Annotated in this window: 27 protein-coding genes; 16 read left to right on the plus strand and 11 right to left on the minus strand. The window is 60.5% G+C overall.

Annotation, left to right across the window (positions count from 1 at the left end):
• Positions 1-36 precede the first annotated feature (36 nt).
• Together ctaD and coxB are read right to left on the minus strand one after the other, a co-directional pair.
• Positions 37-1,737 carry a cytochrome c oxidase subunit I gene (gene ctaD / locus AC1D06_RS10650; RefSeq protein ID WP_477986200.1) on the minus strand — a complete coding sequence of 567 codons (1,701 nt, stop codon included), beginning with the start codon at positions 1,735-1,737 and terminating at the stop codon, positions 37-39.
• Positions 1,738-1,759: 22 nt separating this feature from the next.
• Entirely contained in the window at positions 1,760-2,638 is an 879-nt protein-coding gene (gene coxB / locus AC1D06_RS10655; protein WP_477880156.1) for a cytochrome c oxidase subunit II, read from the minus strand.
• Between the two features lie 438 nt (positions 2,639-3,076).
• Here coxB and AC1D06_RS10660 point away from each other — a divergent pair, with 438 nt between their 5' ends.
• The 3 genes from AC1D06_RS10660 (at position 3,077) to tldD (ending at position 5,818) form a co-directional block, all read left to right on the plus strand.
• Complete coding sequence (locus tag AC1D06_RS10660) at positions 3,077-3,622, plus strand: invasion associated locus B family protein (RefSeq protein WP_477880157.1); 546 nt, start codon at positions 3,077-3,079, stop codon at positions 3,620-3,622.
• Positions 3,623-3,636: 14 nt separating this feature from the next.
• Positions 3,637-4,326: an invasion associated locus B family protein gene (locus AC1D06_RS10665; protein WP_477986201.1), complete on the plus strand. Its 690-nt coding sequence runs from the start codon at positions 3,637-3,639 to the stop codon at positions 4,324-4,326.
• 76 nt (positions 4,327-4,402) lie between these two features.
• Positions 4,403-5,818 carry a metalloprotease TldD gene (gene tldD, locus AC1D06_RS10670; RefSeq protein WP_477986202.1) on the plus strand — a complete coding sequence of 472 codons (1,416 nt, stop codon included), beginning with the start codon at positions 4,403-4,405 and terminating at the stop codon, positions 5,816-5,818.
• 7 nt (positions 5,819-5,825) lie between these two features.
• On the opposite strand, the gene AC1D06_RS10675 is transcribed toward tldD, so the two are convergent.
• Positions 5,826-6,131: a pyrophosphohydrolase domain-containing protein gene (locus tag AC1D06_RS10675; protein WP_477986203.1), complete on the minus strand. Its 306-nt coding sequence runs from the start codon at positions 6,129-6,131 to the stop codon at positions 5,826-5,828.
• 397 nt (positions 6,132-6,528) lie between these two features.
• Between AC1D06_RS10675 and AC1D06_RS10680 the strand changes: the two genes are divergently transcribed.
• Positions 6,529-7,755: a phosphatidylglycerol lysyltransferase domain-containing protein gene (locus AC1D06_RS10680; protein ID WP_477986205.1), complete on the plus strand. Its 1,227-nt coding sequence runs from the start codon at positions 6,529-6,531 to the stop codon at positions 7,753-7,755.
• Positions 7,752-9,125 carry an AcvB/VirJ family lysyl-phosphatidylglycerol hydrolase gene (locus tag AC1D06_RS10685; RefSeq protein ID WP_477986206.1) on the plus strand — a complete coding sequence of 458 codons (1,374 nt, stop codon included), beginning with the start codon at positions 7,752-7,754 and terminating at the stop codon, positions 9,123-9,125. Before AC1D06_RS10680 ends, AC1D06_RS10685 begins: the two co-directional genes overlap by 4 nt.
• A 25-nt stretch (positions 9,126-9,150) precedes the next feature.
• Here AC1D06_RS10685 and AC1D06_RS10690 read toward each other — a convergent pair whose 3' ends face one another.
• From AC1D06_RS10690 to aroC, 4 genes are all read right to left on the minus strand, one after another.
• A complete protein-coding gene (locus tag AC1D06_RS10690; protein WP_477986207.1) occupies positions 9,151-10,095 on the minus strand; it encodes a hypothetical protein in 945 nt (314 codons plus the stop codon).
• A gap of 76 nt (positions 10,096-10,171) precedes the next feature.
• Positions 10,172-11,260 carry a sulfotransferase domain-containing protein gene (locus AC1D06_RS10695; protein ID WP_477986208.1) on the minus strand — a complete coding sequence of 363 codons (1,089 nt, stop codon included), beginning with the start codon at positions 11,258-11,260 and terminating at the stop codon, positions 10,172-10,174.
• Positions 11,260-12,369 carry a 3,4-dihydroxy-2-butanone-4-phosphate synthase gene (gene ribB / locus AC1D06_RS10700; RefSeq protein ID WP_477986209.1) on the minus strand — a complete coding sequence of 370 codons (1,110 nt, stop codon included), beginning with the start codon at positions 12,367-12,369 and terminating at the stop codon, positions 11,260-11,262. The genes AC1D06_RS10695 and ribB overlap by 1 nt, the downstream gene beginning before the upstream one ends.
• 5 nt (positions 12,370-12,374) lie before the next feature.
• Positions 12,375-13,481: a chorismate synthase gene (gene aroC / locus AC1D06_RS10705; RefSeq protein WP_477986211.1), complete on the minus strand. Its 1,107-nt coding sequence runs from the start codon at positions 13,479-13,481 to the stop codon at positions 12,375-12,377.
• 282 nt (positions 13,482-13,763) lie between these two features.
• Here aroC and AC1D06_RS10710 point away from each other — a divergent pair, with 282 nt between their 5' ends.
• Both AC1D06_RS10710 and AC1D06_RS10715 read left to right on the plus strand, forming a co-directional pair.
• Positions 13,764-14,024: a DUF1344 domain-containing protein gene (locus AC1D06_RS10710; RefSeq protein ID WP_477880171.1), complete on the plus strand. Its 261-nt coding sequence runs from the start codon at positions 13,764-13,766 to the stop codon at positions 14,022-14,024.
• Between the two features lie 71 nt (positions 14,025-14,095).
• Positions 14,096-15,142 (plus strand): polysaccharide deacetylase family protein, encoded by a 1,047-nt coding sequence (locus tag AC1D06_RS10715; RefSeq protein WP_477986213.1) that lies wholly within the window; start codon positions 14,096-14,098, stop codon positions 15,140-15,142.
• Here the strand turns inward: AC1D06_RS10715 and AC1D06_RS10720 are convergent.
• Both AC1D06_RS10720 and pdxH read right to left on the minus strand, forming a co-directional pair.
• Entirely contained in the window at positions 15,126-15,497 is a 372-nt protein-coding gene (locus tag AC1D06_RS10720; protein ID WP_477986215.1) for a nuclear transport factor 2 family protein, read from the minus strand. The genes AC1D06_RS10715 and AC1D06_RS10720 overlap by 17 nt on opposite strands.
• Before the next feature lie 11 nt (positions 15,498-15,508).
• Positions 15,509-16,123: a pyridoxamine 5'-phosphate oxidase gene (pdxH, locus tag AC1D06_RS10725; protein ID WP_477986216.1), complete on the minus strand. Its 615-nt coding sequence runs from the start codon at positions 16,121-16,123 to the stop codon at positions 15,509-15,511.
• A 47-nt stretch (positions 16,124-16,170) separates the two neighbouring features.
• Between pdxH and AC1D06_RS10730 the strand changes: the two genes are divergently transcribed.
• From AC1D06_RS10730 to AC1D06_RS10750, 5 genes are all read left to right on the plus strand, one after another.
• On the plus strand, positions 16,171-16,632 hold the full coding sequence (locus AC1D06_RS10730; RefSeq protein ID WP_477880178.1) for an RT0821/Lpp0805 family surface protein: 462 nt from the start codon (positions 16,171-16,173) through the stop codon (positions 16,630-16,632).
• A 55-nt stretch (positions 16,633-16,687) separates the two neighbouring features.
• Positions 16,688-17,806 carry a DnaJ C-terminal domain-containing protein gene (locus AC1D06_RS10735; RefSeq protein WP_477986217.1) on the plus strand — a complete coding sequence of 373 codons (1,119 nt, stop codon included), beginning with the start codon at positions 16,688-16,690 and terminating at the stop codon, positions 17,804-17,806.
• A 165-nt stretch (positions 17,807-17,971) separates the two neighbouring features.
• Positions 17,972-18,790, plus strand: coding sequence for an enoyl-ACP reductase FabI (gene fabI / locus AC1D06_RS10740; protein ID WP_477880182.1), 819 nt, complete (start codon positions 17,972-17,974; stop codon positions 18,788-18,790).
• Between the two features lie 19 nt (positions 18,791-18,809).
• A complete protein-coding gene (locus AC1D06_RS10745) occupies positions 18,810-19,391 on the plus strand; it encodes a histidine phosphatase family protein (protein ID WP_477986218.1) in 582 nt (193 codons plus the stop codon).
• A 123-nt stretch (positions 19,392-19,514) separates the two neighbouring features.
• Positions 19,515-19,757 carry a hypothetical protein gene (locus tag AC1D06_RS10750; RefSeq protein WP_477986220.1) on the plus strand — a complete coding sequence of 81 codons (243 nt, stop codon included), beginning with the start codon at positions 19,515-19,517 and terminating at the stop codon, positions 19,755-19,757.
• On the opposite strand, the gene AC1D06_RS10755 is transcribed toward AC1D06_RS10750, so the two are convergent.
• The gene (locus AC1D06_RS10755) at positions 19,758-20,198 is read right to left on the minus strand and encodes a DUF1284 domain-containing protein (protein ID WP_477986221.1); all 441 of its coding nucleotides are present in this window, start codon (positions 20,196-20,198) and stop codon (positions 19,758-19,760) included.
• Positions 20,199-20,223: 25 nt separating this feature from the next.
• Complete coding sequence (locus tag AC1D06_RS10760) at positions 20,224-20,808, minus strand: biotin transporter BioY (RefSeq protein WP_477986222.1); 585 nt, start codon at positions 20,806-20,808, stop codon at positions 20,224-20,226.
• A gap of 260 nt (positions 20,809-21,068) precedes the next feature.
• Between AC1D06_RS10760 and AC1D06_RS10765 the strand changes: the two genes are divergently transcribed.
• The 4 genes from AC1D06_RS10765 to AC1D06_RS10780 all read left to right on the plus strand — a co-directional run bounded on the left by AC1D06_RS10765 (position 21,069) and on the right by AC1D06_RS10780 (position 23,445).
• Complete coding sequence (locus AC1D06_RS10765) at positions 21,069-21,698, plus strand: hypothetical protein (protein WP_477986224.1); 630 nt, start codon at positions 21,069-21,071, stop codon at positions 21,696-21,698.
• A complete protein-coding gene (locus AC1D06_RS10770; RefSeq protein WP_477986226.1) occupies positions 21,667-22,119 on the plus strand; it encodes a hypothetical protein in 453 nt (150 codons plus the stop codon). The genes AC1D06_RS10765 and AC1D06_RS10770 overlap by 32 nt, the downstream gene beginning before the upstream one ends.
• Before the next feature lie 142 nt (positions 22,120-22,261).
• Positions 22,262-23,188 carry a histone deacetylase family protein gene (locus tag AC1D06_RS10775; RefSeq protein ID WP_477986227.1) on the plus strand — a complete coding sequence of 309 codons (927 nt, stop codon included), beginning with the start codon at positions 22,262-22,264 and terminating at the stop codon, positions 23,186-23,188.
• A 2-nt stretch (positions 23,189-23,190) separates the two neighbouring features.
• On the plus strand, positions 23,191-23,445 hold the full coding sequence (locus AC1D06_RS10780) for an exodeoxyribonuclease VII small subunit (RefSeq protein ID WP_477880197.1): 255 nt from the start codon (positions 23,191-23,193) through the stop codon (positions 23,443-23,445).
• Positions 23,446-23,593 lie beyond the last annotated feature (148 nt).

Raw genomic sequence — 23,593 nt, forward strand, 5'->3', positions numbered from 1 at the left:
GGAACCGCCACCGGCGGTTCTCTAGATTTCCTGCGCTTACTTGATGCGCGGCAGCTGTTCCCACTGGTGGTAGGGCGGCGGCGAAGAGAGCTGCCATTCCAGCGTGTCGGCGCCAACACCCCAGGGATTGTCGCCAGCGACACGCTTCTTGGAGAAGGCCTCCCAGATGCCGGCGAAGAAGATGACCAAGCCAACAGCCGAGATATAGGAGCCCATGGAGGAAACAAAGTTCCAGCCAGCATACGCATCCGGATAGTCGATGTAGCGGCGCGGCATGCCGGCGAGACCGAGGAAGTGCTGCGGGAAGAACACCAGGTTCACGCCGATGAAGGTGACCCAGAAGTGCAGCTTGCCGAACGTCTCGTTGTACATGTAGCCGGTCATCTTCGGGAACCAGTAATACCAGGCGGCGAAGATGGCGAACACGGCGCCGAGCGACAGCACGTAGTGGAAGTGCGCGACGACGAAGTAGGTGTCGTGGACCACACGGTCGAGGCCGGCATTGGCGAGCTGCACACCCGTGACACCACCAACGGTGAACAGGAAGATGAAGCCGATCGCCCAGAGCATGGGCGTCTTGAACTCGATCGAGCCGCCCCACATCGTGGCGATCCAGGAGAAGATTTTCACGCCGGTTGGCACCGCGATGACCATGGTGGCGAAGACGAAGTAGCGTTGCGCCTCAAGCGACATACCCACCGTATACATATGGTGAGCCCAGACGATGAAGCCGACGCCGCCGATCGCGGTCATGGCATAGGCCATGCCGAGATAGCCGAAGACCGGCTTCTTCGAGAAGGTCGAGACGATGTGGCTGATGATGCCGAAGCCCGGCAGGATCAGGATGTAGACTTCCGGATGACCGAAGAACCAGAACAGGTGCTGGAACAGGATCGGGTCGCCGCCGCCTTCAGGAGAGAAGAAGGTGGTGCCGAAATTGCGGTCCGTCAGCAGCATGGTGATGGCGCCGGCGAGCACCGGCAGCGACAGCAGCAGCAGGAAGGCGGTGATCAGCACGGACCAGGCGAACAGCGGCATCTTGTGGATGGTCATGCCGGGGGCGCGCATGTTGAGGATCGTGGTGATGAAGTTGATCGCACCGAGGATCGACGAGGCACCGGCGATATGCAGCGAGAAGATCGCCAGGTCGACAGCCGGGCCGGAAGAGCCTGTGGTCGAGAGCGGCGGATAGAGCGTCCAGCCACCGCCGACGCCGTGGAAGCCCGACGTGCCATCGGTGAACATCGACAGAAGCAGGAGAAGGAAGGCCGGAGGGATCAGCCAGAAGGAGATGTTGTTCATGCGCGGGAAGGCCATGTCCGGCGCACCGATCATGATCGGCACCATCCAGTTGGCGAAGCCGCCGATCATCGCCGGCATGACCATGAAGAAGATCATGATCAGCGCATGCGCAGTGACGAAGACGTTGAACATCTGCTTGCCGGCATCGACGGCTGCGTTGGCGTCGACGCCATAAACCATCTGCGCCAGACCGTGGAAGATCTGGATGCCAGGCTCCTGCAGTTCCATGCGCATCAGTACGGAGAGCAGGAAGCCGACACAGCCCGCGAAGATCGCAAAGATCAGGTAGAGCGTGCCAATGTCCTTGTGGTTGGTCGAGAACAGCCAGCGGGCTGCGAAGCCCGGCTTGTGGCTGTGACCGTGATCATCATGCGCAGCGTGCGCGTCATGATGATCATGAGCGGAATGGGTGTCGTGTACGGAATGGTCGGCCATGGCGGTCACTTCCTCGAAAAACTTACTTCGCGGCAACGTCGACGGTCTTCTTCGGACCATCGACGGCGGCCATGAGCGCCTTGTAGGCGGACGGCAGATCGGTCGCAGCAGCGGCAAGCCAGGCATTATACTTGGCTTCCGGCACGACACGGATGGCGATCGGCATGAACGCGTGATCCTTGCCGCACAATTCCGAACACTGGCCGTAATAGAGGCCTTCCTTCTCGGCCCGGAACCAGGTCTCGTTCATGCGGCCCGGAACGGCGTCGACCTTGATGCCGAAGGACTGCATGGCGAAGGAATGGATGACGTCGCTCGGCTCGGAAGTGACGATGACGCGTACGGTCTTGTTGAGCGGCACGATGAGTTCGTTGTCGACGGCGAGCAGGCGGGGATATTTTTCAAGGTCCGTCTTGCCGGCTGCCGCGCGGTCGGAATCCTGCAGGATGTTGGAATCGAAGGAAAGGCCCTTGGCTGCCGGATATTCATAGGTCCACTTCCACTGCGTGGAGGTGACCTTGATCGTCAGGTCCGGCTTTTCCGGCTGGGTCAGTTCCATGGTGAGCAGTTGGAAGGAGGGAATGGCGAAGGCCAGCAGGATGACGACCGGACCGACCGTCCAGAGGATTTCGATCAGCGTGTTATGGCTGGTCTTGGACGGCACCGGGTTGGCGCTGGCGCGGAAGCGGATCATGACGATAATCAGCAGCGCGAGGACGAAGAGCGTGATCGGAACGACGAACCACAGCGTATAGTGATTGAACCAGCGAACCTCTTCCATCACAGGCGTGGCCGCCTGCTGCAGGTCCAGCTGCCATGGCACCGGCTTGTCGGCATAGGCCGCCGACGCAGACACGAGGCCCGTGAAGGCTGCCAGCGCCGCTAGAACTTTGTTCTTCACGAATAAATCTCCCCACTTCTTTGACCAGGATCAACCCGACCATACAGAATCCCTCTACGGCACCTTAAAACCATAGTTTCAGGCCTGCCGCAACAGCAGCAGCCCCCGTTTAATGCGGCATTTTTGCACAAGATCAAGACCCAGTGACAAAAATTCCAGGTTTTTCAAATGCAAAGCGATTTCTCAAATCGGACAACAGCTTGCCGTGCTTTTGCCCAAGTCGCGGCTATGTAGCTAGACGGTCTCGGCGAAGCTGGTTTCGCCACGATTTACGCTGGCGGCGTTTCGTTCTAAGCAGGTTCCGGAAAAGTGCCTCGCGGTTTTCCGACAAGAACCTGAGACAAGACGAGGGGCTCCAAGCGGATGAATCGTTGGCTTGCCAACGAAAGTCTGCTTAGAGAGCCTGACGAACGAACGGCGCCTTGATTCGAGGTTTTTATGAACGTCCGCCTTTTCCTGCGGCTTGCGGTTCTCGCAATTGCATTCGCGGCCTCTCTGGCGGGATCGGCGCGCGCCGCCGCGACGAACACCGCACCGAAGCAGTATGGCGCCTGGTCGATCGTCTGCAACCGGCCTACGGGTGCAGCGGAGACGCAATGCGCGCTGATGCAGAACGTCATCGCCGAAGATCGCCCGGATGTCGGGCTGTCCGTGGTCGTGCTCAAGACCGCCGACCGCAAGGCGCGCATCCTGAGAGTCCTGGCGCCGCTCGGCGTACTGCTCGATCCGTTCCAACCCACCGATGGCGGCCTGGGGCTGATCGTCGACGGCAAGGATCTCAACAAGACGCAATTCATCCGCTGCTTCTCCGAAGGCTGCTATGCGGAAGTGGCGCTGACCGACGACCTGCTCAAGATCTTGCGCGCCGGCTCGACGGCGGTATTCTGGATCCGCGACCAGCCGAAGACGGCGGCGAAGGACGAGCGCATCGGCATTCCGGTGGACCTCAAGGGGTTCGCCCAGGGCTATGACGCGCTGCCATGATTTTCAGGAGAGAGATGAACCGCACGTCGACGAAACCTGGCATTTTTGCAGCGGCCTTTCCGTTCCGGTCAGCCGCGATCGCCCTCTCCGCGGCCATGCTGCTGGCGATCGCGCCCTCGTCTCTTTTGTCGCTGAGTAGCGCGTTTGCCGCCAACAGTACCACGACCGCGGCTCCCGCCCAGGACAATGCTACGCCCGACCAGACGGAAAAAACAACCGTCAAGGAAGAAAAGCCCGCCCCCTTCCGCGACGCCGACGGACGGTTATTCGGCTCGCTCAAATCCACCACCGGCGCATGGTCGACAGTGTGCAACCAACAGGACAAGACGGCCTGCCTGCTGATCCAGCGTGTCGCCTCGGAAGAGCGGCCGGAAGTGGTGCTGTCGGTGGCTCTTCTGCGCTATGTCGATCCGGCGAGCAAGAAGTCGGTCACGGTCCTCAGGACAGCCCTGCCACTCGAGGCACATGTCTATCTGCCGGCCGGCGTCGGCCTCTATGTCGACGGCGTCGATCTCGGGCGGTCCTATTTCGTCCTCTGCTCATCGCTCGGCTGCTTTTCCGATGCCGTGCTGAGCGACCAGGTGGTCGACAAGCTGAAATCCGGCAAGCAGGCGGTGTTCACCGTTTTCCTTTCGGCAGAGGAAGACGGCATGGGCATTCCGGTGGACCTCAAGGGAATTTCCGACGGGCTGAAATCCCTGTAACGGAATGGGAACCGCTTGATCCTGTTTCGACAGGACCCTATTTTAGACGCCTGTTCACGCCATAAAGGCATTTGCCATGACATCCGATCTCCTCGCCAATTTCGACCTTTCCGAAGGCAAGCTGCAATCCTTCGTCGCCGACACGCTCAGCGATGCCGACGATGGCGAGCTCTATGTCGAATATGGCGAGATGGAATCGCTCACCTTCGACAACGGTCGCCTGAAAGGTGGCAGCTTCAACACCGACCAGGGTTTTGGCCTGCGCGCGGTGGCGGGTGAGGCTGTCGGCTACGCGCATTCCGGCGAATTGTCCGAAGGCGCGCTGAAGCGGGCCGCCGATGCCGTGACCGCTGTCACGCGTGGCCATTCCGGACAATATGCGGAAAGCCCGCAGCGCACCAATTCCCGTCGCTACGGCACCGAAAATCCGATCGGCGCGCCCTCCTTCGAGGAAAAAGTCGCGCTGCTGACCGAGATCGACGCCTATCTGCGCGCCAGGGACGAGAAGGTGCGGCAGGTGACGGCCTCGATCAACGCGTCCTGGAAGATCGTCGAGATCGTCCGGGCCGACGGCACGCGGATGAAAGACATAAGGCCGATGACGCGGCTCAACATTTCCGTCGTCACCGGTGAAGGCTCGAAGCAGGAAAGCGGCTCCTATGGTTTTGGTGGCCGCCGGCCGTTCGGCGAATTCCTGAGTACCGATAGCTGGCAGTATGGCGCCGACGAGGCGCTGCGCCAGGCACTCGTCAATTTGAGCGCCGACGACGCGCCGGCCGGCTCGATGGATGTCGTGCTCGGCTCCGGCTGGCCGGGCGTGATGCTGCACGAGGCCGTCGGGCATGGCCTGGAAGGCGACTTCAACCGCAAGAAGACCTCGGCCTTTGCCGGCCTGATGGGCGAGATGGTGGCGGCCAAGGGCGTTACCGTGGTCGACGACGGCACGATCGATGGCGCACGCGGCTCAATCAATATCGACGACGAAGGCACTGCGGCGGCCTATAACGTGCTGATCGACGACGGCCGGCTGGTCGGCTATATGCAGGACCGGCAGAACGCGCGACTGATGGGCATGGCGCCCACCGGCAACGGCCGGCGCGAATCCTATGCGCATGCGCCGATGCCGCGCATGACCAACACCTATATGCTGTCGGGCGACAAGACGCCGGACGAAATCATTGCCTCGGTCAAGCGCGGCCTGTATGCCGTGTCCTTCGGTGGCGGGCAGGTGGACATCACGTCAGGCAAATTCGTGTTCGGCTGCACCGAGGCCTATATGATCGAGAACGGCAAGATCACCGCGCCGGTCAAGGGCGCCATGCTGATCGGCAATGGTCCCGACGCGATGAAGCGCATTGCCATGATCGGCAACGATTCCAAGCTCGACACCGGCATCGGCAATTGCGGCAAGGGCGGCCAATGGGTACCGGTCGGCGTCGGCCAGCCGCATCTGCTGATGAACGACGTGACGGTGGGTGGGACCAAGGCCTGACGTCTGTTCAGGCGCCTGGCGTAAACCGCCATTTGCGGGCGATTGCGGCGTGCAGATCGACGCCATGCCGATGAGCCAGCAGCAGGACATGGCCTAGCAAGTCAGCCGTCTCGTCCGCAAATGCGGTGCGCAGTTCCTGATCACTCAAACCTTTCTTCCGGCCGCGGCCGCTCAGGCGGTTTGCGGCCTGCGTCAGTTCACCGAGTTCCTCGACGAGTTTGAGCAGGAACCAGTCATCATCCCGGACGATGCCGTTCTCAGCGGCATAGTTGGCGGATGCGGCCTCAAACCGCTGCGACAGATCGGACAACATCGGAATTTCCTTCGGTTTCGCTGGGAGATTTTTATGCTCGGTCTCGTCTTTTGCGCTCATGCACGGACAGATCATCTGCCTCAACAGGCCGAGGCGCAATGTAGGAAAATTACAAGAAGAATTGTGTCGGTGCCACCGGCCCAGCCGTCCCCTAATCAGGGGGGTGCGTTCAAATGTCGCCATAACAGTAAATTTTCACAAGCCATTGTTTTATAATATAGTTTAACAAAATTCCGTGATTGTTAATTATTCGTAACAAGGCGTTTTCGCCACCTTCTTGCCGCAATTGCAAGGCCCCGTGCGCACGGGGACATCGTTGGAGTTTGGGATGAATCTCGCTTTGCACCGGCGAGCTTCAGCTGAGCACGAAATGTTTGGCTAGGCATAAGGGCGTTATATGTTGAAGATGCGGACCATCCGAAAGACCAACAGAGATGTTGGCGGGATACACATCGAAAAAACGGACACGACCGGCGAGGAAAATCAGCGCCGCAATCAAGTTTTTCTGCCGATCTGGCGAGCCAGCACGCAGCTGTTTTCCTGGCGCGTGACGGGAAGTAGTCAGGGTGTGGCCTTGCTCGGCGGGCCGGCCCTGCAGCCTGAGCATGTCAGGGTGGGTGGCTTCGGCTTCGTCCATCCGGATAGCGGCGCTCTCGCTGCGAGCATCGTTGCCACAAGCAGTGTCGCTGAGGCACATCTCGTTGGCCTGGGCGACAAGGAACTCGTCTTCAATGATGCCGGCACGGCCTTCATCATGTATGCGCAGCAGGGACGCCGTCTCGTTGCACTGTTCGATCCAGTCGGACCGCAGGATACATGGCCTGAAATGCTCGACAAGTTCGTGCGGCTTGCCACGTCCAAGGGCGCAGTTCCGGTGTTCTATCAGGCATCGCAGCGCTTCATGCTGCTTGCGGGCCAGCGCGGCTTTGCCGGCTACAAGCTCGGTGAGCTGGCCGAGGTCAATGTCGAACGCTTTTCCATGAATGGCGGCGAATGGGCCAACCTTCGACGCGCGATCAATCGCGCCGTTCGTGACGGGCTCGAATTCGACTGGGTGGAGCGGCAGGATATAACCAAGATTCTCCACGAGCTTGCCGACGTGTCGAACGCCTGGCTCAGCGAAGGCAATGCGCGCGAAAAGCAGTTTTCGTTGGGCTGGTTCTCGCCCAGCTATGTGCTGGCTCATCCCTCCGTCGTCATCCGGCAGGAAGGCCGGATCATAGCCTTTGCCAATGTGCTCTGTTCGGGCGACGGGCGGCATGCCTTCGTCGACTTGATGCGTTTYGTGCCCGGCGCCCATCGCGGCTCGATGGACCTTCTGATGGTCAAGTTGATCGAAACGCTGAAGGCCAAGGGCTATCATAGTCTCAATCTCGGCATGGCGCCGCTTTCCGGCCTGTTGAAAGGCCCAGGCGCGCCGCTCTGGGATAAGCTTGGCAATGCGATGTACGAGCGCGGCAACCGCTTCTACAACTTTGCCGGCCTGAGAACATTCAAGCAGAAATTCGACCCGGAATGGCGCCCGCGTTTTCTCGCCGTGCCACGCAAAGCCAATCCCTACATGACGGCAGCGGCAACGGCGGTCCTGATCGCCGGCGGTGTCAAAGGCATTTTCACCCGATGAGACGGCTGGGCCTTCTCGGAGCGGCCCTCGGGCTTGGCTTCGGTGCGATGGCGGCCAATGGTGCGGTTCAAGCGCCACAGCCGCTATCGTCGGTACCCTCGCCGATCATCTCGATGCCGCAGGGCAAGCCCACGGCGACGATCGTGATGATCTCCGACAAAAGCGGCTGGTCGAAAGACAATGCGACGCTTGCCGCAGACCTTTCGGGCAAAGGTGCGCTGGTCATCGGCATCGACCTGTCGCTCTATGTCAAGGCGGTCGAAGCGGAGGCGCGGCCATGCCTCTATCCGATGTCGGCGATCGAGCGGCTGAGCCGGCTCAAGCAGAAACAGGCGGGCAGCACCGGCTACCAGGCGCCGATCATCGTCGGCACCGGCGCCGGCGCCTCCATGGCGCTCTATCTCGCGGCACAGACTGCTGATGCCACGATCAGCCAGACGATCGCCGTCAATCCGGATCCCACTTTCACACTCTCGAAGCCGACCTGCCGGGCGCAGGCGCAACCGCCCCTGGCAGCCGCAAAGCAATACGGTTTCGATCCGGCAAAGCATCTGACCGAGCGCGTGCGCGTGGTCCTAGCGGATGACAAGCTGATGGCCTCTCCGCCGGACCTTTCGGCATGGAAAACGCTCAATCCGGAGATCGAAACCGGCACTGCGGCCGCTACGCCCCAGGCCTACTTGCAGGGCGAACTCGCCCAACTGATCAACGAAACGCAGACGAGCGAAGACGAGTTGCCGATCGACGTCACCGACACGCCGCCCAAAAGCGACGTCATGGCCGTGATCATTTCGGGCGACGGCGGCTGGCGCGACATCGACAGCCAAGTGGCGTCCTATCTGCAGGCCAAGGGCATCCCTTCCGTCGGCGTGGATTCACTGCGCTATTTCTGGTCCGAACGCTCGGCGGGGGAAACGGCGGCTTTGGTCGACCAGTTGGTCGACGCCTATTCGCGCCGCTTCGGCACGCGCTATGTCGCGCTGATGGGCTATTCCTTCGGCGCCGATATTATCCCATCGACCTATCTCGCGCTGCAGCCACGCACAAAGGCGCGAATCAAGCTGATTTCGCTGATGGGGCTTTCACACGAAGCCGACTACGAGGTCTCGGTGCTCGGTTGGACCGGCGCCAAGGGCGCAGGTACGGCCGGCGACCCTTCAGTCGACGCGAAAAAGATCGACACCAGCCTGATCCAGTGCGTCTACGGCGCCGACGAGGAAGACACCGGCTGCCCGGCGCTTGCGGGCACGAAGGCGGAGCTTCTGAAACTTCCCGGCGCTCATCACTACGATGGCGATTATGGCAAGCTGACCGACCATATCGTCGACGCGCTTTTGCGGCGCCTGCCGCACGGTGACGCACGCGACTGAAGCAGCGCAAGCTCCCAGAGCTTCGCTACGCCATCGCCCCGCCCAGCGCCTTCTCCTTCAACTCGCGGAACTTGGCCGAGGCCTCCGCGAGCCTGCGGTCCCATTCGACATTCGGTGTCTGGCCTTCAATGACGCGGAAATAGACATCCATCAGTGCGGCAATGGCGAAAGGTTCGAGAAATGYCGCCTTGAAGGCCCAGGCGAAGACGATCGCCGCAACGAAGGACCAGCCGGCGATGTCGCCCGGCAGCAGAAAGAACAGGCCTGCCATCGGCGCCAGCATGACGATGAAGATGACGATCGCGACGACCCAGAGCATGACACTTAGCCAGATGGCGTTCTTGACCATGGTCTTGCCGTTCTGGGCGTAAAGCACCAGGCCCTGGCGCGACGTCTCCCAGGGATTGCGGCTGTTGAGCTTGATATTGTAGCCGAGGATGATCTCATCGACATAGGTGAGCGACAGGCGGATCACCGTGTTGATGAAGGCGACCAGCCCGTTCAATCCCGGCAGCGGCAGGAAAGCGGCGATGCCACCGATCAGACCGGTGATGGCGGCGATGCAGCCCTTGACCAATTGGTCGAGCGCGAAGAGCACGTTGGCCTCGCCGAAGCGGGCAGTGACGACACCCTTGGCATAGTCGATCTGGCTCTTGCCCTCCGGCAGCGCCCTGCCCTGCATCAGCTCGACCATGACGGCGATGTGCCCGGCCTTGAGGATGTAGAGAATATATTCGCGCACCCAGTAGACGGCGACCGAGACCACGCCGAAACCGATGACACCGCCCCAGAGGCTGAAGGCGGCAGGATCGTCACTGACGTGACCGACGCCATAGCCGACCAGCGCGCCTGCACTTGTCGCCACCAGATAGGCAATGGTAATGCCGAAATAGACGATCATGCGCATGATGATGAACGGCAAGGTCTGGAGCATCAGCCCGACTGTCCTGCCGACAGAGAAATCCCACATGCCCGTCTCCCCTCGACATGGCCGGAACCGTCATGCTCCGACTCGCTAGTCTCAGACGCAGCTAAGCCGAGCGCGATCAGCGCCGCAAGACCTTCATGATGCGGCGATAGAGCGACAGCCAGAATCGCGACCAGTTCATCACCCAGAGATGCAGGCCGCCGGCGCGGAACTTGTTGGAGACCTGGTCCAGCAGCCTGGCGACAGCCGGATCCGCTTCGAGCACGGCCCCGTCATAGTAGACGCATTCTTCCGAGCCTTCGAGGAAGAGCTTTTCACCCGCGGGCTGGGGCACCAGCACATCGCGATAATTGGTGAGCAGCCGATATTCGACCTTGTCGAGGATCGGCAGATCGCGCTCGATGACCAGCATACGGCGGGCGCCTTCCACCGCACCAACGGCCGCGACGATCTTTTCCTCCGTGGAGCGCGGCAGCATGTAGTGGAAGACGCGGCCGATCGCAACATCGGCGCCCTCGCTCCATTTGCCGGCGCGCAGCAGGACCAGCCGCATGAACTCGGTCATCTCGATCGGTTGCCGGTCATTGCCGCGGGCATCGTCGGAATGCGGCAGCGGTCCGATCCTGAGGATGTCGCTGACGAAAACGTCGAAAATATCCCGCTCCTGGCGGCGGATTTCATCATAGAGCAGGATCGACAGCTCGGCGTCCTCAAGATCGCGCAACACCTTGATCTCACTCATGGGGTTGAGGATGCTCGAACTGCTGGCGCGCTCGATATGCTTCTGGCTGAAATCCGGGAAGGACGCCCGCGTGCCGGTACGAACCTGCTGCACCCAGAAGGAATAGAGCATCGAAATGGGATCGCGAGCGCAATAGACGATATGCAGCTTTTGCGGCGCCACGATCTCCTGCAGCCTCTTCAGGTGTTTCGGCTCCCAATGGCGGAAACCTTCCGAAGAGAGAAGAATGTTGAGATCCTTCTCTTTCGCCTTGGCGGCGATCTGCTTCAACTCGCGGAATTTGGCACTTTTCTCGTCGAGCACCTCGTCGGGATTATCAGAGAGATCGTGATGGGCGACACGCACGCGCACGCCGGTCTGGGGATAGTACCAGCCGGCCTGTTCGAGCGCCTTGATATTGTGATGAAAATTATATTGCAGCCAGGTCGTGGCGGTCTTGTGCGGCCCGACATGCAGGACAAGCATCAGAGCAGTTCCGTCTTCTCGATCTTGATACCAAAGCCTTCAAGGCCGACATAGTGACGCTCGCGCGACGACAGGATGCGGATCGAGGCGATGCCGAGATCTTTGAGGATCTGGGCGCCGAGGCCGATTTCCAGCCACTCGCTCTCGCGCTGCCTGGCCTGGGCGTGTTCTTCGATACCCTCGCGGCCATGGCCGAGCTTGCGATTGTGATCGGTGGCGCCGACGCCGACGGAGCCTTCGCGCAGGTAGATGATCACGCCGCGGCGCTCCTCGCCGATGCGCTTCATGAAGCGCTCGACCGGCCGGTCCTTGGCGAACACATCGCCCGCGACATTTTCCATATGGAGACGGACCAGGACGTCCTCGCCATCGCGAATATCCCCGAAGACCACCGCCAGATGCTGCATCGGGTCCCAAGGCAGCGAATAGGTATGCGCCTTGGCCGGACCATATTCGGTCTGGACATCAAAGCTGGCGACACGGTCGATCAGTGTTTCCTTACGCTGGCGGTAGGCGATGAGGTCGGCGACGGAGACTTCCTTGAGGCCGTTCTCCTTGGCGAAGGCCGCGACCTGCGGGCCGCGCATGACCGTTCCGTCGTCGTTGACGAGTTCGGAAATCACACCGATCGGCGGCAGGCTCGCGAGTTTGCAGAGGTCGACGGCCGCTTCGGTATGGCCAGAGCGCATCAACACGCCGCCCTCGCGCGCCACCAAGGGGAAGATATGGCCCGGCCGGACAAAATCGAAGGCGCCGGCATTCGGGTTGGCGAGATTGCGGACAGTGAGCGTCCGATCGTCGGCGGAAATGCCCGTCGTCGTGCCATGTTTGAAGTCCACCGAGACGGTGAAAGCCGTTGTGTGGGCCGAGTCGTTTTCGGCCACCATGGCGTTGAGATTGAGACGCCGCGCCTCTTCCTTCGGCATCGGGGTGCAGACGATGCCGGACGTGTGGCGAACGATGAAGGCCATCTTTTCCGGCGTGCAATGGACCGCGGCGACAATCAGGTCGCCTTCGTTCTCGCGGTCGTCGTCGTCGGTGACCACGACGATTTCGCCGTTTTCAAACGCACGGATCGCGTCGACGACGCGCTTCTGGTCATAGGCCATGAAACTTATTGCCCCTTCGTCAGCCGGCCGGTCTGGCCCCGATCCCTCAGATAGTGATCGGCAATAGCACATGCCACCATCGCCTCGCCGACAGGAACGGCACGGATTCCGACGCAGGGATCGTGCCGGCCCTTGGTGCGGATTTCGACATTTTTGCCGTCGGCGTCGATCGACTGGCGCTCGGTCAGGATCGACGAGGTCGGCTTGACGGCGAAGCGGGCGATCACCGGCTGGCCGGTGGAAATGCCGCCCAAAATGCCACCGGCATTGTTGGACAGAAAGAGCGGCTTGCCGTCATTGCCCATGCGCATCTCGTCGGCATTCTCTTCGCCGGTGATCTCGGCGGCGGCGAAGCCATTGCCGATCTCGACGCCCTTGACGGCATTGATGGACATCAGGAGAGAAGCGATATCCTGGTCGAGCTTGCCATAGATCGGCGCGCCGATGCCGGCCGGGACATTCTCGGCGACGACTTCGATCACCGCACCAACCGAGGAACCGGCCTTACGGATCCCGGAGAGATAGTCCTCCCAGACCGGGACGATCTCCTTGTCCGGAGCAAAGAACGGATTGTTGTCGACCTCTGACCAGTCCCAATTGGCGCGGTTGATCTTGTGCGTGCCGATCTGCACCAGCGCACCGCGCACCACGAGGTTCGGCACGACCTTGCGCGCCAGGCTGCCGGCCGCCACCCGCGCCGCGGTTTCGCGCGCCGAGGAGCGACCACCACCGCGATAATCGCGGATGCCGTATTTGACATCATAGGTGTAGTCCGCGTGACCGGGCCGGTACTGACGGGCGATCTCGCCGTAGTCCTTCGAGCGCTGATCGGTGTTCTCGATCAGCATCGATACCGGCGTGCCGGTGGTAATCAATGTCTCGCCATCGGCATCGGCCATGACGCCCGACAAGACCTTGACGATGTCGTCTTCGCGGCGCTGGGTGACGAAGCTCGACTGGCCCGGCTTGCGCTTGTCCATCCAGTGCTGGATTTCGGCGAGCGTGAAGCGGATGCCGGGTGGGCAGCCGTCGACGACACAGCCGAGCGCCGGGCCGTGGCTTTCTCCCCAGGTCGTGACGCGAAAAAGATGACCGAACGTGTTATGCGACATGAAACTCTGCCTGACGGTGGGTGGCTCGCACCACTCGAAACGGATATCCGGCGGCACTCATAGAACCTCGAATGCGAAAATTGAAGCGCTTTCGTGCGAAATTCATCGGCGCTGCGCCAGACGCCCATCCGTATGGACGCTGGTTGCGCAAACAACGAACGGCACGAATTTCCGGACATTAAGATTTACGGCCGGCAAAAACCCCATTCCGGGAAAAATTTTGACACATTCAAAGGGGTAAATCCCGATATCAGTGATTTGCGGGGCAAGGGAGAGACAGACGTGCATATTTTATTCGCAGTTCTCATTGCCCTGCTTGGTTTCCTCATCCCCATGGCGAGCTTTGCCCAAAGTGCCGATACCGAAGGCACGGTGGAACATGTCGACGAACATCATCAGACTGTGACGCTCAGCGACGGCAAGCAATATCAGGCATCCGACGCTTTCGATTTCGATGGGCTGAAAGCGGGCGTGAAGGTCGTGGTGTTCTATACCGACACGGATGGCAAGCGCATGATCAACGACTTACAGATCATTCAATAGGTACGATTCAGTTCCGATTAACAGGCGGCTGCTAGGCTCACGCGAAACATCCTTTTCGCCGGTGGCCGCCCATGCTCGCTCAGTTGAAGACGATTGCCACGCCGTTGATCAAGCGGGCCGTGATCACCACCGGCCTCGAGGCGACGCCGTTGCTGGCGCCCATGCTGGCCAGCGCACGCGGCCGCGGGGCGATCTTCACACTGCATCATGTCCGGCCACGGCCCGAAAGCGAATTCCAGCCGAACGACATCCTCGACATTACCCCCGAATTCCTCGAAACCGCCATCCTGACACTGCAGCAGGAAGGCTATCGCTTCGTGCCGCTCGAAGAGATCCGAACGCGGCTCGCGGCTCGCGGCTCGGAGCGCCTGGCCGCATTCACGCTCGACGATGGCTGCCGCGACAATGCCGATTTCGCCGCCCCCGTCTTCACCCGGCACGGTGTGCCGTTCACTATGTTCATCACCAAGGGTTTCGTCGAAGCGACACATTCGATGTGGTGGGAAACCCTGGCCGTATTGCTCAACAAGGTCGAGCAGCTGGAATTCGACTTCGGCGCCGGCAAGGAACCGCTGGCGACGGCGACATCTGCGCAAAAAGCGGCAGCATTTTCACGGCTCTCCGATTTCATCAACTCGACCGATGAAACTGCGGCGGTCGCCCAGCTCGATCAGGTTGCGCAGCTGGCCGGCGTCGACGCGCTCGCCCTCACCCGCGATTTGACGCTGCGCACCGACGAACTGGCAAAGCTCGCCGATAACCCGCTGGTCGCCTTTGGTGCACACACGATCAGCCATCGTGGCTTGGTGAGGCTTGCCGCAGATGAAGCCGAGCGCGAGATAGCGGGGTCGATCGCTTGCGTGGAAGCGATCAGCGGTCGCCGGCCGAAAAGCTTTGCCTATCCCTATGGAGACGGTCGCTCCGTCTCAGAACGTGAGCGCAAGATCATCCATTCGCTCGGCATCGATATTGCCGTCACCACACGGCCGGGCACGCTTGGCCAGGCGCATGTCGACGATAGCACGGCCGTGCCGCGCATCTCGCTCAACGGTCAATACCAGAAGGCTCGTTATATCCGGGCATTGGCGTCGGGCGTGCCGTTCAAGCTGATGGGATGATCAGCGACAACTTGCCGACGATGTCGAAGCGACGAATCATGCCGACCTCGATCTCGAAGCGGTGATGCACGATCTGATCCGCCAAGACCTTGCCATCGAGATCGCACACCACCAGTTGCACTTCCACGACACTGCCGTTCGGCTCATCAGTGATCGACAACGGTTCCACATGCGGGTCGATCATGCCCCATTGGCGCGTCCAATAATCTCGGACGCCTTCGCGGCCGTGGACATGTCCGCCATCCATGCCGTTTGCCCATTCGACGTCGTCGGCCATCATTGCGAGGGCCGCCTCCATGTCCCTGGTATTAAAGCAGCGGTAGAGCGCCGCGATGAAATCCGTTCGCTTGCTCATCAAACCTCCGTTCAGGGATACATTCTGATCTTTTCCCAGCCCTCGCCTGCACGGCGGAACTCGACCCTGTCATGCAGGCGGAATGGTCGGTCGTGCCAGAATTCGATCGATATGGGCTTCAGGCGAAAACCTGACCAATGGGGCGGACGCGGAATCGCGCCGATGCCGAATTTCAGGGTATATTCGGCGACGGCCTTCTCCAGCGCGTACCGGCCTTCGAGCGGCCGCGACTGTTTCGATGCCCAGGCGCCAATGCGGCTGCCGCGGGCGCGGCTGTCGAAATAGACGTCCGCCTCCGCATCCGTCACCGGCTCGACATCGCCGCGGATACGAATCTGCCGGCGCAGCGATTTCCAGTGGAATACCATTGCCGCCTTTTTCTGACCCAGAAGTTCCGTGCCCTTGCGGCTCTCGTAGTTCGTATAGAAGACGAAGCCGTCGGCGTCGAAGCCCTTGAGCAGGACCATGCGGACATTCGGCAGGCCGTCGGCGTCGACGGTGGCGAGCGCCAATGCGTTGGGATCGTTGACCTCGGCGGCCTCTGCATCCTTCATCCATGTGCCAAACAGGGAAAATGGCTCGTTTTCATCCGTAAAGTCACCGCTTTTTAACTCATTCTCGCTCATGATCCGCAAAAGCCTATGCCAGTGTTAAAGTCGATCGGGCGTACCTGTTGCCAGACATATCAAAGCCGAGTGGGAGCAAAAAGGGGTTTATCACCACGGCCACCCGCTTAGCAGCGGTGGTGATCGTGCCCGTTTGCGTTTCCGGCTGCATGGGCAGCGGTTTCGTGGGGGGCCTGGGTCCTTCGCCGGACAAGAGCCTGACGACGAGTTCGATCGACCAGACCTACAAGGCCCCGTCGGACAGGGATTCGGATGAGGCGACGGTGCGCAATGCGGTGAGTTCGGCCGATTTGTCCAAGCCCGGGCCGGTGCAAATCCCCTGGGCGAACACATCGACCGGCAGTGCAGGCGTGATCAACCAGATCACGCAGGAAGACAATGGCAGCTATGTCTGCCGCAATTTTACGACGTCCCGCCATTCCTATAACGGGATTTCGAATTTTTCCGGCAAGGCCTGCCTTGTCGGCAGCAGCGAATGGCAGATGGTTAGTTTCAAGGAAATCGGCTGACGGTCCGAAGGAAGGATGACGGACATGACGGCCAGCATGCAAGGGGTAGATTGTTGTGCGTGACCCTTATTCCATACTCGGCGTCAAGAAGAATGCCGACCAGCAGGAGATAAAGTCGGCATGGCGCGCCACCGCCAAGGCGCTGCATCCCGACCAGAATCCGAACGATCCGGACGCCGCCCGACGGTTCACGGAGGCGGGTCGTGCCTATGACCTGCTGAAAGACCCCAACAAGCGTCGCCTTTTCGACGAGGCGCGCGCGCGGGCGAGCGGCGGGGAAAAGACGTTCATGGAGCAGCGTGAGGAAAGAGCACGCGCTGCCGCGGAAGCCCGCGCCGCTGCCGAAGCAAGAGCGGCGGCTGAGGCACGCGCTCAAGCGGAGGCGCGCGCCCGCGCGGCTGCCGCAGCGCAAGCCGCTGCCCAAGCTGCGAAAAATGCCCCGAAGGAAGATGTCCCTCCCCCGGAGGAAGTCGTCTCCAAGATTTTCGGCACCAGCAAGCCGGAGATGAGGGAAGCACCGCATCAGCCAGAAAGCAAGGCGCCCAAACATCCCGACGATTCGCAGGCTGCTGAAGCGGTGTCAGGCATGGAGCCTCCGCGCCATGGCTCGGCGCTCGACCTGATCAACTATCTGTTCCGGCGCTGGACCCGGCAGGCGCCGCCGGAAAAGGCGCCCGATCTCTGCATCGATGTGCATGTGTCGATCGAGGATATTATCGGTCGCATCGGCCAATCCGTGCTGCTGCCGGATGGCGCGCCGTTCACGCTGAAAATGCCCGATGACGCCAGAGACGGCACGCAGATCCGCGTCGAAGGCCGCGGTCACAACCTGCCGAACATCAAGCGTGGCGACCTCGTGGCGACGCTCCGGATCAGGCCGCACAACTGGTTCCGGCCGCATGGCTACGACCTCATCACCCATGTCGACATCGATATCGAAAATGCCGTACTTGGCTGCGAGGCCACGGTCGAGACGCCGGACGGGCAGACGAAGGTGACGATCCCGCCATGGACGGGTTCGCATTATCGGATCACCGTTGCCGGCAAGGGTCTGCCGAAGGGTCATGGCATGCGCGGCAACCTGATCGCCGAGGTCCAGGTATTGCTCTGGGATCGTCCGGACCAGAAGGTGATCGACCTGATGCGATCCTTGCGCGAAGGCCTGTATCTGTGACGGAACGATGACGGAAATTGTTGAAAAGACGGACACACTTGGCTGTTTTCGCTTACCCATACACCGAATCTTGCGGCCTCTGACATTTGGTGACTTCACCAGTGCTTGAACAGCCGGTCCGGCTGTGCCATAGGCGAACCAGAATTTCTGTTTCTGGAGGGCTTCATGGTTCAATCTGCCGGATTGATGGCGGGCAAGCGCGGGCTGATCATGGGCGTCGCCAACAACCGCTCCATCGCCTGGGGTATTGCCAAGGCCATTCACGCGCAGGGCGGCGAAATCGCCTTCACCTATCAGGGCGATGCCCTCAAGAAGCGGGTCGAGCCGTTGGTCGCTGAAGTCGGCGGCGTGCTGGCTGGCCATTGCGACGTCAGCGACGAATCGACGATCGATGCCGTTTTCGCCGAGCTTGCCGAGCGTTGGGGCAAGATCGATTTCCTCGTGCATGCCATCGGCTTCTCCGACAAGGACGAGTTGACCGGCCGCTATGTCGACACAACAGCCGATAACTTCACCAAGACGATGCAGATCTCGGTCTATTCCTTCACCTCGGTGGCGCGCCGGGCGGAAAAGCTGATGACCGACGGCGGCTCGATGCTGACGCTGACCTATTATGGCGCGGAGAAGGTGATGCCGAACTACAATGTCATGGGCGTCGCCAAGGCCGCCCTTGAAGCGTCGGTGCGCTATCTCGCCGTCGATCTCGGCCCGCAGAACATTCGCGTCAACGCCATCTCGGCCGGCCCGATCAAGACGCTCGCCGCCTCCGGCATCGGCGACTTCCGCTATATCCTCAAGTGGAACGAATATAATGCGCCGCTCAGGCGCACGGTGACGATCGAGGAAGTCGGCGACGTCGGCCTCTACATGCTCTCCGACCTGTCGCGCTCGGTGACCGGCGAAGTGCACCACGCCGATAGCGGCTACCATGTGATCGGCATGAAGGCGGTCGACGCACCGGATATCGCCGTCATCAAGGATTGAATGCAACCGGGGTCGGGCCGTGACCACTTACATCATCCGTCACGGCCAGACAGCCTGGAATGCTGAATATCGCCTGCAAGGCCAGCAGGATATACCGCTCAACGAGACCGGGCGTTACCAGGCAACCGAGAACGGCATTGCACTGAAGCGGGTCGCCGGCGACCTATCCCCCTATCATTTCGTTTCGAGCCCGCTTGATCGAGCGCGTGAGACGATGGAGCGCGTCCGGATCGCCGCCGGGCTCAAGGCCAAGGATTACAGCATCGACGCGCGCCTCAAGGAGATTTCCTTCGGCAACTGGGAGGGCTGGACCAATGCCGAGATCGCCGCGACGGAAGCAGACCGGGTCGAGGAACGCGAAACCGGCAAATGGGATTTCATTCCACCGGGCGACAATGCCGAGAGCTACGAAATCCTGTCCTGGCGGGTCGGCTCCTGGCTGAAGGAGATCGACGGACCGACGGTGGCAGTCTGCCACGGCGGCGTCATCCGCTGTATCTTCAAGCTGACAGGCGCGCTCGACAAGCAGGAAGCCGCCCGGCTCGATATCCCCCAGGACAAACTGTTGCGCTATGCCGATGGCAAGCTGGAATGGCTCTGAGCCCGTAGCTTCCGACTTTTATTGGGGGCATCGCCGCCACTTCAGATCTTCGTTTGCGATCCCTCGAATTTTTCTCATGATCCTCAATGAGGCGCACAGCCGCCTATAGAAGGAGAGGAAGCAATGAGGAAATTTACGGGGATCGCGATGCTGACAGCGCTGGCAGCGCTGGCGGCGTGGAGCTTTTCAAGCACTGCGCAGGCACGCATGAACGAGGACGAGTGCGCCGAACAGGTCGCGCAGGAATGCGGACCGATGCCGCTCACCAAATGCTTCGACGATCAGAGCATGTGGGACAAGATCGCGCCGGAATGCACCAGCTATGTGCAAACCAATCTGGAAAATGCGAACGACGCAAACCAATGATCAGGAGCGCGCGGGCGTAAACAGCTTCGTATCGGCAAAGCCTTCCGCGACGATGGCCGTGCAGAAATCCTTCCACCCACAGTTTTCGCAAGCCCGCCGAATCGCGCCGCCGGCAAATTCCTGACGCATGATCGCAACATGTTCGCGGTCGAGCACGAAGGGTTCGCCGGAGCTGAGCGGGATCAACTGCTTGACCGCATCACTTGCGAGCAGGTCGACCTCCACCGTGGAAGGCGTGGAACAATCGTGGTTGCATGTTTTGTGGCACTCCTCCGTCAGCCCGGCGCAGATATCGTCCGGTCCATCGACGAGAATCACCGGGCGGCCTCGCCCGATCTGATCCACCAGCGCCGTCATGTTGTCGACAAAAGCCGGTGTGTAGCCATAGCCGCGATAGGTCAGGATGCACAAAAAATGATGCCCGCGCAAACGCACGGGCATCGCATCCGACAGATTGTCTGGAAGCTCAGAGGCTGGCAAGGTTGGAAGCACCCTTGATGACGCCTTTGCCGATCAGGGCGGCAAGGACCGTCTTGACGACATCGCCGAGGATGAAGGGATAGAGGCCCCATTCCAAGCTCTTGTTGAAGCCATAGAGATGAGCGAGGTAGGCGATCCCCAGGCCGAAGATCACCACTTCGCCGGCGATGAGGGTGGCGATTGCGCCGGGCCAGGACTTGGTGACGCCACGGTCGGCCAGGAAGCCCATCAGTGCGGCAGCGATAAGAAAGCCGAACAGGTAGCCGGCGGTGCCGCCGACGAACACGGCCGGGCCGGACGCGAAGCCGGCGAAAACCGGAAGGCCAACGAGGCCTTCAATCAGGTAGAGTGCGACTGTCGCAGTTGCGAGGCGGAAACCGAAGGTCAGGCCGATCAGCATGACGCCGAGCGTCTGCAGCGTCATCGGAACCGGATAGAAAGGCACTTGTATCTGAGAGAGGGCCGCGAGGAAAATGCTGCCCGCCACAGTGATCACGGCCTTGCGCGCCAGCGTGCCTCCAACAATGTTTTCCAGGGTTTGAGCGCGGGATGCGAGGGCGGCCTGAGCCATGCGAAGTGCTCCTTCATTAACGAAATCCGAACATCTGTCCCGCACCTGCGAAATGTTGTCAATCCATCATGCGGCAATGCTAGTCGATTTTGCGCAAATCAGCAGTGCGGCTCCTGTTGATAGAGAGCGGTCCCGGCAGAACCTATGCGCCCGACGCGAAGATGCAGCAACATCGCTCGAATTCAAGGGACATCATTTGTGATCGCTTCCTCGCGTGCTATCGTTAAGGCATTGTACCACGGATAAGACAACCCAACTGGATGACCGGCAAGCGGGATATAGATAAGGCAGCGCTTCTTGAAGCGTTCGATCGCCTCGGCACTGCCTCGATTGAGCACGGGACGATGATCGACATCATGGTCTATGGCGGATCGGCGCTGATGTTCGCTAGCAATTTCAGGTTCGCCACCGGCGACGTAGACATCGCCCCCTTGGGAGAAGCACGGCCCGCCTGGTTCGAGGACGTGGTCTCGCAGATCGCTGCAGATATGGGATTCGTGGAAAAGGAGAATTGGCTGAATGACGCAGTCGACTTTCATCTCAGCCGACTGGCGACAAAGGAAGGCGATCACTGGGAATATGGAACTTTTCCACGCGGCGGCGAGACGGCCGGCCTCAGAGTGTTTGTCCCGACCGCCGAATATATGCTGGCGCTCAAACTGAAAGCCATGCGGGTTTTGGACCCTTCGAAAGGCCCCCAGGAAAAAAGCGATATACAAAACCTCTTGTTCGTCAACGATGTTCGCGATGTCGACACGGCAATAGGCATTCTCGGAAAATATTTTCCCGTGTCCGCCAAGCACGAAGACAAGCGCTTCCTGCTGAAGCAATTGTTCAGTTTCGACAGAAAGGACGAGGATGCGCCCGTTTACCCTGCGCGAGGTTTCTGAAAGGGTTGCCAGCGGCGAAGATCCGGTGAAGGAATTTTCCGAATTCCTGGACCACTTCTACGATCGGGCAACCCAGTCTGAAATGGTCGCCTGCCTTGCAGATGCGCCGGTGATTCTCGAAGACGAAAAATTGAACGCACTCTATGCCGCGGCGGCGGATTATCTGTCGAAAAGGTACCGGCTTGGCACCTTGCCAGACTGGATCGGCGAGCCGATCCGAACATTGCGAGAACCCTGGTTTACCGCCTCCGACGAAAACATTCGTGAATATTTGACGTTTACATCCCCGGCCGAATTCCGGTCACGAAATATTTTTACCGAGGCGGCACCGCTGCGACGGGCGAGGACATGGCAGGCTGAGCAGCGGCTGGCCACGTCCGGTAAGCCGCAAGCCGAAACATCGAAGCTTAAAATCAGTTGAACCAGCTTCCGATTCGGGTTCAGTTTCCCGCCGGTAAGTGCTAACGGCTTGGCGGTTACTACGATCTCGAACCGGCGAATATTGTCGACAGCTGGCCTTGCTGTCCATCACCGGGTTTGCCGCGCAAGGGATATAGAACGTCATGACAACGCGTCTCTACGAACATTCCGTCTTCCTGCAGCACCAGGTTCCCGAAGGCCATCCAGAGCGGCCGGACCGGCTGCGCGCGCTCAACGCGGCGCTCGAACATCCGCATTTCGCTGCGCTCGAGCGTGTCGAGGCACCGACGGCGAGCGAAGACGCGGTTCTGCTTGCCCATCCGGAGGAGCACCTGTTCGCGGTGATGCGCGCCATGCCGGAAGAGGGCGTCAAACAGATCGAAGCCGACACCCATGCCGGCCCCGAAAGCCTGAAGGCAGCGCTAACGGCCATCGGGGGTGCGATGATGGCCGTGGACGACGTCTTTTCAAGCAAAGCGGACAACGGCTTCGTTGCCGGCCGCCCGCCGGGCCATCATGCCGAGCATGACAAGGTGATGGGCTTCTGCCTGTTCAATACGGTCGCCATCGCCGCCCGGCATGCGCAGAAGACACATGGGGTCGAGCGGATCGCGATCATCGATTTCGACGTCCATCACGGCAACGGCACGCAGGACATCTTCTACAAGGATCCGAGCGTGCTCTACTGCTCGACGCATCAGATGCCGCTCTATCCCGGCACCGGCGCCAAGGATGAAACCGGTGTCGGCAATATCGTCAACGCGCCGCTCAGGCCCTATGCCGAAAGCCATAATTTCCGCGAGGCGGTCATGAGCCGCGTTCTGCCGGCGCTGGAAAACTTCCGCCCCGACCTCGTCATCCTGTCGGCCGGCTTCGACGCGCATCACCGCGATCCCCTGGCCCAGATCAATCTCGTCGGCGACGATTTCGACTGGATCACCGGCAAGATGATGGAGGTAGCGGGCAAATATGCCGGCAACCGCCTCGTCAGTGTCCTGGAAGGCGGATATGATCTCGAAGGGCTGGCCGAATCGGCTGGTCTGCATATCGCGCGACTGATGAAGGGTTGACTATGACGGGTGCACCGGAACGGGCCGAGGTTTCGAGCCTCTCTTTCGAACAGGCCGTGGCCGAACTGGAGCAGATCGTCACCCGCCTCGAACGCGGCGACGTGGCGCTCGACCAGTCGATCGAAATCTACGAGCGTGGCGAGGCGCTGAAGAAGCATTGCGAAGCGCTGCTCAACGCTGCCGAGGCGCGAATCGAAAAGATCCGGCTCGACCGCAACGGCAAGCCGGCCGGTACGGAGCCGCTGGACCAAGGATAGCAATCCGTCTCTTCCGGCATTCCAGGGGGGGACGGATAGCAACCGTCGGTCAGCCCGCTTTCGCTATCCGGGCCGAAAATCTCCCGCAAAGCGCGAATCATCCGGGTAATTCATCCCTGCCCCGGACAATTGCGGCACCGAACTGATG

It is taken from the genome of Rhizobium sp. P2_G2 (assembly GCF_056403555.1).